The sequence below is a fragment of the Neobacillus sp. FW104-15D2 genome, assembly GCF_058790155.1.
Window position 1 is genome coordinate 233,919 of the sequence record NZ_JBYTCJ010000003.1, and the last position, 8,967, is coordinate 242,885.

Consider the following 8,967-nt stretch of genomic DNA (forward strand, 5'->3'; position numbering starts at 1 on the left):
TTTTAATCCTCCTATTAATCAGATTTTAGACAGATTTAGTCAAGCTTGTAAGCAGATGCTGCAGATAAAACAAACATAGCCGCGAAAAATAAAAACATTGTAATTTTAAATTTCATTTCGTTCACCATCCTCCATAGATTTTCAAAAATCTTAAAGCAGAGAAAGGATTGCGCATAAATATTAAGAGCCCTTTTATTAAGGTAAAAGGGCTCTTAAATATCTTAAGTGCAGCTGGCTGGCATTGCATTTCGCTTTAGCCCCTATAGCTTTGCGCCTTACCCTTTCAGGTAGTTTGCCCTTCTGTTTATTCTATTGAAAGTTATTATGCAAGTAGACTCTCAAATTTATCGGTACTTAAGAACTACTTGCAAGTTGATTATATAGTTAAATATACCTAATTTAAAAGATCAAATTATCGACATTTTCAGACAACTAAATTCGACAAAATTGCTTTATAGATTTTCATTATGTAAATTATTATTGAGGAAGCAACCTAATCCCTTTTATCTACAACATCATTTAACTTAACCTTAGAAAAACTTGGCATTCGCCAAGTCCTTTTTGGCGGATGCCTTAGTTTTGCTTATGCGTTCAGAATTTATAGATATAAATTCTGATTAGCTAAAATAAAAAAGCCTAGCAATTTTAAAATTGCTAGGCTTTATCCACCTATGTATGGTGGAGACGGTGGGACGTGCTCTTCCATGCTTTCGTCATGGCACTGACTATATCTTGAACCTGATTACAGGTCCTCCGGCGTATTATGCGAAACATAGATTTTCTCCATTAGGAGTTGATTTCGCATCCTAGTACTACCACTAAAGTGGCAGCCTATAAGTCGATACACGGCTGTTGGATTGCTCCACATACCGCTCGGCATTGCCTTGCCGCTAAAGCGGGTTAGGTTTCACCGATAAAGCCGAATTATCACTTATGTGTTACCACATAAGGCGACTAATTACTAATCGAACCCACGTCCAGAAACATCGGCACTTAAGCTTCTACGAGTGTAGTCGACATATTGGCGCTTCACTGATCCATATGCCTGTCGACAGGCGTCCAGTCAGCTAGCCTGGTTGTTCTCTTCCTTCATCCTCAGGCGGTGGAATCCGGCGTAGCCCACTTAGAGTGAGTCCCTTACCCTACCACATGGGCGATGGAGGGAGGAACCGCTATGCAGTATTAAGCTGCGAAAGCGAGGTTGTTGTTAGTTTTGCCAGTTATGGCTTTGACGTTTTTACGAGGCCGATCCCCTCGACTCGCAACCTAAGCTCGAACTATCCCTGTCGAATCCGTAGCGTCCCCATATATAAGAAAACGTCGGAATCTCAGCTTTAGCTGAGCATTAAGTCGTTGCCGCATCCCTGCGACATAAATAAGTATATCACAGTTACAGAAAAATTCAATTGTAAGTATCTGTAAGCAGAGACTAACAAAGGCGCAATTGGCTATATTTTCTGCCGATCGCGGAAAGCGCGCTCGATATCGCGTTTGGCTTCTTTCTGCTTTAAATCCTCACGCTTGTCATAATGCTTTTTACCCTTTGCAAGACCAATTAAAACTTTGGCAAAACCATTTTTCAAATACAGCTTTAAAGGAATAAGTGCATATCCCGCCTGCTTTGTTTCACCCAAGAGCTTGGCAATTTCACGGCCGTGCAGCAAGAGCTTTCTTGTCCGCAATGGATCATGATTATAGCGGTTTCCCTGCTCATACGGGCTCACATGCATGCTGTATAAAAAGATTTCATTATTTTGAATCCTGCAGTAGGAATCCTTTAAGTTAATGCGTCCAGCACGGATAGCCTTAATTTCTGTTCCTTGCAGAACAATGCCAGCTTCATATGTTTCTTCGATAAAAAAGTCATGGTATGCCTTTTTATTTTGTGCCAGAACCTTACCTATACCCTTTGGCATGTTTCTTCCCCCTTACATTGCCTTTATTTTAGCAGATTCCCTTCTCCCCTACAACGAAGGAGAGAGCCGAAACGGCCCTCTCTTCCTTTCTCAGCGTTTATTTTTCCGCTTTGTGCTTTTATTTTTAGGGACATTATCGTAAAATTTTCTTTTCTTTTTCGCTTTTGGCTTATCAGAATCAGAGCCTGCTCCTCTTCCTACAGCGCTTGGACCTTCATCCCTGCCACGGCGGGGCTTTTTCGAGTCACTGCCTGTTTTAAATACTTTAGGAGCTGAAGGCCTTTCCGGTCTCTTACCTTTCATGCCGACAATTTCAAAGTCGATCGACCGTTCATCCTTGTTAACCTTTACTACCCTGACTGTAATTTCATCACCAATTCGGAAGACGTTCGCGGTGCGCTCACCAATCATCGCAAACTGGCGTTCATCAAAACGATAATAATCATCCGTCATGTAGCTGACATGGACAAGCCCTTCAATCGTATTTGGCAGTTCAACGAACATACCGAAATTGGTAACTGAGCTTATAATGCCATCATACTCCTCACCAATTTTATCCTCCATGTATTCCGCTTTCTTCAATTCATCTGTTTCGCGTTCCGCATCTACAGCTCGGCGTTCCATTTTAGAGGTATGATCGGCAATTTCAGGAAGCCTTGCATTCCATTTTGCTCTAACGGCTTCATTCAGTTTTCCGTCGATTAAATAGGTCCTGATTAAGCGGTGGACTATTAAATCCGGATAACGGCGGATTGGAGATGTAAAGTGGGTATAAAACTCTGTTGATAGCCCAAAGTGTCCCAAACTTTCAGGATAATACTTTGCCTGCTGCATAGAGCGAAGCATAACTGTTGATATTACCATTTCCTCCGGCTTGCCCTGTACCTCTTCAATAATCTCCTGTAAGGCCCTTGGGTGAACATTATTGGCTGTACCTTTGACAATATAACCAAAGTTCGTTATAAATTCGAAGAAACGTCTCAATTTATCTTCTTTAGGATCTTCATGAATTCTATAGATAAACGGAACTTCCATCCAGTGGAAATGCTCCGCCACTGTTTCATTGGCAGCAAGCATAAATTCCTCAATTAAACGTTCTGCTACAGACCGTTCCCGAAGCACGACATCAGACGGCTTTCCTTCCTCATCAACCAAAACCTTTGATTCTTTGAAATCAAAATCAATGGCTCCACGGTTCATTCTCTTTCCCCGAAGGATAGAAGCGAGTTCTTCCATCAATTCAAACATTGGCACAAGAGCTTCATATCGGCTGCGTGTTTCTTCATCTTTATCAACAAGAATTTTATTTACATCACTATAGGTCATCCGTTCAGTCGTTTTGATTACACTCTGAAAAATTTCATGATTGACAACAGTGCCTTCAGAGGTAATTTCCATATCGCATGATAGAGTAAGACGGTTTACCTTAGGATTTAAGGAGCATATTCCATTCGAAAGACGGTGGGGAATCATTGGGATAACCCGGTCTACTAAATAAACACTGGTTCCACGTTCCTCCGCTTCCACATCAATAGGCGAACCTTCCGTGACATAATTGCTGACATCTGCTATATGTACACCGAGCTTGTAGTTGCCATTTTCAAGCTTTGTTACAGTAACAGCATCATCCAGATCCTTGGCATCTTCACCATCTATTGTAACGATGGTTTGTCCGCGCAAATCACGTCGGTTTGCCAATTCGCTTTCATCGATTTCATCCGGCGTTTCATTTGCCTGCTCCAAAACTTCATCAGGAAAAGCGAGCGGCAGGCCATGCTTATGAATAACAGATAAAATGTCCACACCCGGATCATTCTTATGGCCGAGAATCTCAACAACTTCACCCTCTGCGCTCTTTCGGCCTTCAGGATATGTTGTAAGTTTCACCACTACCTTATGGCCTTCAACTGCTCCTTTAGCGGCTGACTTAGGAATGAAAATATCACTCGTAAACTTCTTGTCGTCGGGAAGAACAAATCCGAAATTTTTACTTTCTGTGTACGTACCGACAATCTGCTGAATACCCCGTTCTAGAATACGGACAATCGAACCTTCACGTCTTTGTCCGGAGGTCTCTGTTGAAACCCTGGCAAGCACTGTATCTCCATGCATGGCATTATTCGTTTCATTTGGAGGAATGAAAATATCATCCATTCCTGGTTCATCCGGAATAACAAAAGCAAAGCCCTTTGCATGTCCAGACAGTCTGCCCCGAATCAGGTTCATTTTTTGCGGCAGGCCGTAGCGGTTGCTGCGAGTACGGACGACAAGCCCCTTTTCCTCCATCTGAACAAGTGCTTTAACAAACTCCTTAAAATCTCCAGAGTCCGCAATTCCAAAAGCCTCTTCAAGCTCCTGAACAGTCAGCGGCTTGTAGGCTTCATCTCTCATATATTGCAAAAGCTTATCAACATGCTGTTGAATATTTTCTTCCAAGCAAATTCCTCCTTTTAAAGCTAAAGCCTCCGTTTAACCTAGCAACTACCTATATAACATCGTGTACTTCTTCATTAATACATTATGCGGCTTTCGACGAGCTGAACATCAGCATCTCTGAATAGGCATTTAGCACATGAACACTTCACTACTCGTCGCAGAAAAAATAAGGCAGACACTAAGCGCTGGGCGCTGAAGCTGGCTAGTTCCAGTAAAATAGTGATTAAATTTTACTTATTAGTCTTGCCAGTTTAGCCTTTCTAAAAACATATAAATATCCTCATGGAGCTGTTCACGCTCTTTATCAAGAGTAATAACGTGACCCGATTCTTCATACCATTTAATTTCTTTGAAGTTGGACTCCACATTGTTATAAATAATATTGGCGCTCTCTGGATTAATCATATGATCATTCCGGGCCTGTACCACAAATGTAGGTGTATAAATCATATCAACATGCTCACGGACATCGCTAATTAATCCCTGAAGAGCCTTAAGTGTTCCCATTGGCGTTTTTTGAAAAGCCTTCATTTCCTCTTCGATTACTTCCGGAGATTTTCGTTCATGCTTTTTATATTCACGGGCATAATCTAAAACACCCTGATACATCACATCTTCACTTTTTATATACATAGGCGCGCACATTGGAATAATACCCTTCACAGGTACAGTGTAACCTAATTTCAAGGAAAATACGCCGCCAAGTGACAAGCCTGCTACGGCAATTTCCTCATAGCCTTTATTTTTCAGAAAGCTGTAGCCTTCCATTACATCCTTCCACCAGTCTTCAGGCCCTGTGTGAACCAACTCTTCCGGCGGAACACCGTGTCCCTTATAATGAGGGGCATGGGAGGTATAGCCTTTCTTTTCAAGATATCTTCCCAGCATCCTTACATCGGCAGAGTTCCCTGTAAAGCCATGCAGCAGCAGGACAGCTCTTTTTCCAGCTTCAAAAGTAAATGGTTTTGGCATTGAAATTCGCATCTATATAAACCCCTTTATTCTTAATCATCTTTTATAGTGTAAGCAAAGGGACTATGAACATTCCAGAAAAAAGCCTCCGGACTCCCTTGAACAGAAGTATGAAGGCTTTTTTTGATTATTTTAGTTTTGCTTGTACTAAAGATAAAAAGCCGCTTACTTTGGATGGGGTTGAAAAATTTGTAAAGACAATAAACTCTTCCTTATAATCCATTACTAGTTTCTTATTAAAGGGAACGGGAACAATTTCTAAAACTATGCCTCTTGTTTCACTAAATCTGGAGATTTGGCTGTACTCATACTTCCATTTCAGCCCTTTTCCAAACATATAGTCAGCAAAAAAAGTACTTTCTCAGTTGTAGTTATTAAAATTCCAGACCTTATAGCCTGTTTCTATCGTACAAAAAAGTGAACACAGTACTTCCTCGCGGTTCTTTAAATGTTCCTTGGCAGCTTCTAGACTTATTTTCATCTGTTCCCCCAAAGGCATTTTACATTATATTATATGTAATGTTAAATTTTTCCTCACTCATCCAAAATAAAAACCCGGCAATACCGGGTTTAGTTATTCTATTAGATTTTGAAGTAAGTTACGGCAATGGCAAGAACAAAGAATAAAACGGATAATACGACCGTAATCCTGTGAAGGATCAAATCGACTCCGCGGGCTTTTTGCTTACCGAATAATTGCTCTGCTCCTCCGGAAATTGATCCGGACAAACCAGCACTTTTTCCTGATTGAAGTAAGACAACAATAATAAGGGCGATACTTACGATTACTAATAATGTAACGATTAATGCATGCATGAAGGCCACCTCCTGTTAAGCGTACATTTCGCAGTATTTTAAATTTACCATAAAATTACCCTTTTAACAATAGCCGTTATGTGACAGGTTTAGGATAAACCCTATCTTAAAACAGAGGATGCCATCCGGACATATGTATGGCGCTTTCCTCTGACCACTATGGAGTAGGCCATAATGTTCTCAGGTATAGCTATCCCGGCAACTCCAGCATCTCCAATATGGAACATGTCCGCACCTGCCATTTTACTGTTTAAGGCAATTTGTCTTATCGTACTTTCATCTGCACCTTCCTGGCTTGTTCCGGTAGTCAAAATAGCAAGTGCCCCTTTTTGCTGAACAATGTCTACTAATTTTGCCGTATTTTCTACCGTGAAACCTGGAACAGTCCCTGGCGAGGGGATTAAAACGATATCCGCACCAGCTTCGATAAATGCATGAAGGGTTTCTTCACTCATCATCTGTCTTCCCGTTTCTCCTGAAACACCAGCACCGTGCATTTTTCCAGCGATAATAAGGCCTTCTTCCCCAAAAACACTCCTAGTTTTTTGAATAGCAGCTAAAATCTCCGAATTTGTAACACCCGTTTTAGGATTCCCAGTTAAACATACAAAGTCAAAACCAAGCTCTTTGGCCTTCTTAAGTGATTCCTCAGAAGCCTGTCTTCCTTCCGGAAGCTGAGTAAGAGTTTCCAGCCTTTTTGCCTGAAGATCAACTGGTTCAAGGTTAAGACCGACTGGACGGCCTGTCAGCTTCTTTAGGGTTCTCACAATATCATCCGGCTTGGTTTCCGGAAGTCCCTCCATCGATGGACGAAAGACATCAAAAAGATTTAAAAGGATCATATCAGCACCAAACGCTGACGCCAATTCTGCATTCGTCACAGGCGGATAATAAGGCGTAAAGCTTCCGATTACCTCGGAAACAATCGTTCTTCCTTCCGATGCTCGTATAGACTGCTTTAACTCCTGGCCATTCATGGATTCAAAATCAGATGCTGTGCAATCAAGTAAACGTTTCATATCATATCATCTCTCCTTCATTGAAAAAACCTGGCGATAAATACCGCCAGGCCGTTTTAATGGTTATAGTTTTTTCAATTCATTTGAAACAAATTCAACATCTGTTCCAACAACAACCTGAAGATCGGTCTTGTTCAGCTTAATAACTCCTCTTGCACCAAGCCTTTTTAACTCATTTTCATTGACTGCACTTGTGTCTTTTACCTTCAGCCGAAGACGGGTGACACAGTTATCAATATCAACGATATTGCCTTTTCCGCCTAAGGCATAAAGATAGCCAACAGCTAATTCATGATAATTACCCTTTGATGCCCTATTTTCCGTAAACTCTCCTTCTACATCGTCTTCCCGGCCAGGGGTTTTTAAATCCAGCTTTTTGATGAGGAAGTAGAAGATAACGAAATAGAGAGCTCCATATATAATCCCTACTAATAAAAGAAGTAACGGCTTTTGTGCTATTCCATAGTTTAGTACATAGTCGATAGCACCCGCTGAGAACCCGAATCCATGATGGATTCCAAGAAGATAAGTAATGGACATAGCTAATCCAGTCAGCACTGCATGGACTCCATATAGAACTGGAGAAAGGAACATAAATAAAAATTCAATTGGTTCGGTGATACCAGTAAGGAAAGAGGTAAAGGCAAGACCAATCAGCATACCTGTAACTGTTTTCCTGCGTTCTTTCTTCGCTGCTGCAATCATTGCAAATGCTGCGGCAGGAAGACCGAACATCATAATAGGGAAGAACCCTGTCATAAATACACCGGCAGAAGGATCTTTAGCAAAGAAACGGGATAAGTCCCCTTTTACTACCTTGCCTGCTGCATCCGTAAATGAACCAAACTCGAACCACACAAGAGTATTCAATACATGGTGAAGACCAAGAGGAATAAGGAGACGGTTTAATAATCCAAATACACCTACTCCAACTGCGCCTGCACCGGTAATCCACTTACCTACTCCATTAATAACATCCTGAATTGGCGGCCAAACATAACCAAAAATAGCGGCGAGAACAATCATCGTTAACGATGTAATAATCGGGACAAAACGGCGGCCCCCAAAGAAGCCGAGCCAATCTGGAAGTTTCGCCTCAGAATACCTGTTATAAAGGAGCCCTGCTGTTATACCGGAGATGATACCTCCCAAAACTCCCATATTTATGTCCTCATTAATGGCACCTGCTCCCTTGGTTAAAACAAAATATCCAATGGCACCTGCAAGAGCGGCGGCACCATTGCCATCTTTGGATAAACCAATTGCTACACCAATGGCAAATAACAATGCCAGATTGGAGAATACAGCGTCACCCGCAGCCGAAATAAATTTAATATCCAATAAGTCCGGCTGGCCAAGGCGCAGCAAAAGAGCAGCTGCAGGCAACACTGCGATAGGAAGCATTAACGACTTTCCTATGCGTTGCAAAAATCCTAACATAAAAATTACCTCCTTCCGATTTGTACAAGATATGTAAGTGCTTACAAAAATCTGCAACTAAACCTTCGGCAAATAACGACAAGGCCTAATTGTTTTCTAATTTTACCATTTATAACCTAAATATGAAATAATTTTTTAAATATTTTAAATTATTTAACGCATAAAAAAAGATGCGCATTCGTCTGATATATACCCCTTAATTCGGACAGTCATATAAAAGAGCCTATATTGCTAATAGGTGGCCCCGGTATTGTACCGGGGTCATTTTGTTTAAACCCCATTGATAACGATGATTGTTGTAATGATAGATAACACGATCTACTTCTGCTTTTACTTCCATTAAAGTTGTACAAGATTTATATTCTGCC

At 41.2% G+C, this 8,967-nt stretch carries 7 protein-coding genes, 1 other RNA gene and 1 riboswitch; all 8 genes read right to left on the reverse strand.

All coding sequences use genetic code 11. The annotated features are described in order from the left end of the window. Positions 1–223 precede the first annotated feature (223 nt). A riboswitch (cyclic di-GMP riboswitch) is annotated at positions 224–307 on the reverse strand. Positions 308–962: 655 nt separating this feature from the next. Beyond that, positions 963–1,297: a transfer-messenger RNA gene (gene ssrA, locus AC3WR0_RS04585) on the reverse strand. 151 nt (positions 1,298–1,448) lie between these two features. After that, positions 1,449–1,916: an SsrA-binding protein SmpB gene (smpB, locus tag AC3WR0_RS04590; RefSeq protein WP_492551182.1), complete on the reverse strand. Its 468-nt coding sequence runs from the start codon at positions 1,914–1,916 to the stop codon at positions 1,449–1,451. A 90-nt stretch (positions 1,917–2,006) separates the two neighbouring features. Then, the gene (rnr, locus tag AC3WR0_RS04595) at positions 2,007–4,352 is read right to left on the reverse strand and encodes a ribonuclease R (protein ID WP_492551183.1); all 2,346 of its coding nucleotides are present in this window, start codon (positions 4,350–4,352) and stop codon (positions 2,007–2,009) included. Between the two features lie 237 nt (positions 4,353–4,589). Next, on the reverse strand, positions 4,590–5,336 hold the full coding sequence (locus AC3WR0_RS04600) for an alpha/beta hydrolase (protein WP_492551184.1): 747 nt from the start codon (positions 5,334–5,336) through the stop codon (positions 4,590–4,592). 570 nt (positions 5,337–5,906) lie between these two features. After that, positions 5,907–6,140 carry a preprotein translocase subunit SecG gene (gene secG, locus AC3WR0_RS04605; protein ID WP_492551185.1) on the reverse strand — a complete coding sequence of 78 codons (234 nt, stop codon included), beginning with the start codon at positions 6,138–6,140 and terminating at the stop codon, positions 5,907–5,909. 101 nt (positions 6,141–6,241) lie between these two features. Continuing rightward, entirely contained in the window at positions 6,242–7,159 is a 918-nt protein-coding gene (locus tag AC3WR0_RS04610) for a DUF7916 family protein (protein WP_492551186.1), read from the reverse strand. A gap of 63 nt (positions 7,160–7,222) precedes the next feature. Next, positions 7,223–8,599 (reverse strand): N-acetylglucosamine-specific PTS transporter subunit IIBC, encoded by a 1,377-nt coding sequence (gene nagE, locus AC3WR0_RS04615; protein WP_492551187.1) that lies wholly within the window; start codon positions 8,597–8,599, stop codon positions 7,223–7,225. 223 nt (positions 8,600–8,822) lie between these two features. Next, positions 8,823–8,967 (reverse strand): IS3 family transposase (locus AC3WR0_RS04620; RefSeq protein WP_492551198.1); only part of this gene is annotated, 145 nt, incomplete at its 5' end.

Excerpts from the sequence above, each read along its gene's own strand:
- nagE (WP_492551187.1), bottom strand. The coding sequence starts at position 8,599 with ATGTTAGGATTTTTGCAACGCATAGGAAAGTCGTTAATGCTTCCTATC.
- AC3WR0_RS04610 (WP_492551186.1), bottom strand. The coding sequence starts at position 7,159 with ATGAAACGTTTACTTGATTGCACAGCATCTGATTTTGAATCCATGAAT.
- AC3WR0_RS04600 (WP_492551184.1), bottom strand. The coding sequence starts at position 5,336 with ATGCGAATTTCAATGCCAAAACCATTTACTTTTGAAGCTGGAAAAAGA.
- smpB (WP_492551182.1), bottom strand. The coding sequence starts at position 1,916 with ATGCCAAAGGGTATAGGTAAGGTTCTGGCACAAAATAAAAAGGCATAC.
- secG (WP_492551185.1), bottom strand. The coding sequence starts at position 6,140 with ATGCATGCATTAATCGTTACATTATTAGTAATCGTAAGTATCGCCCTT.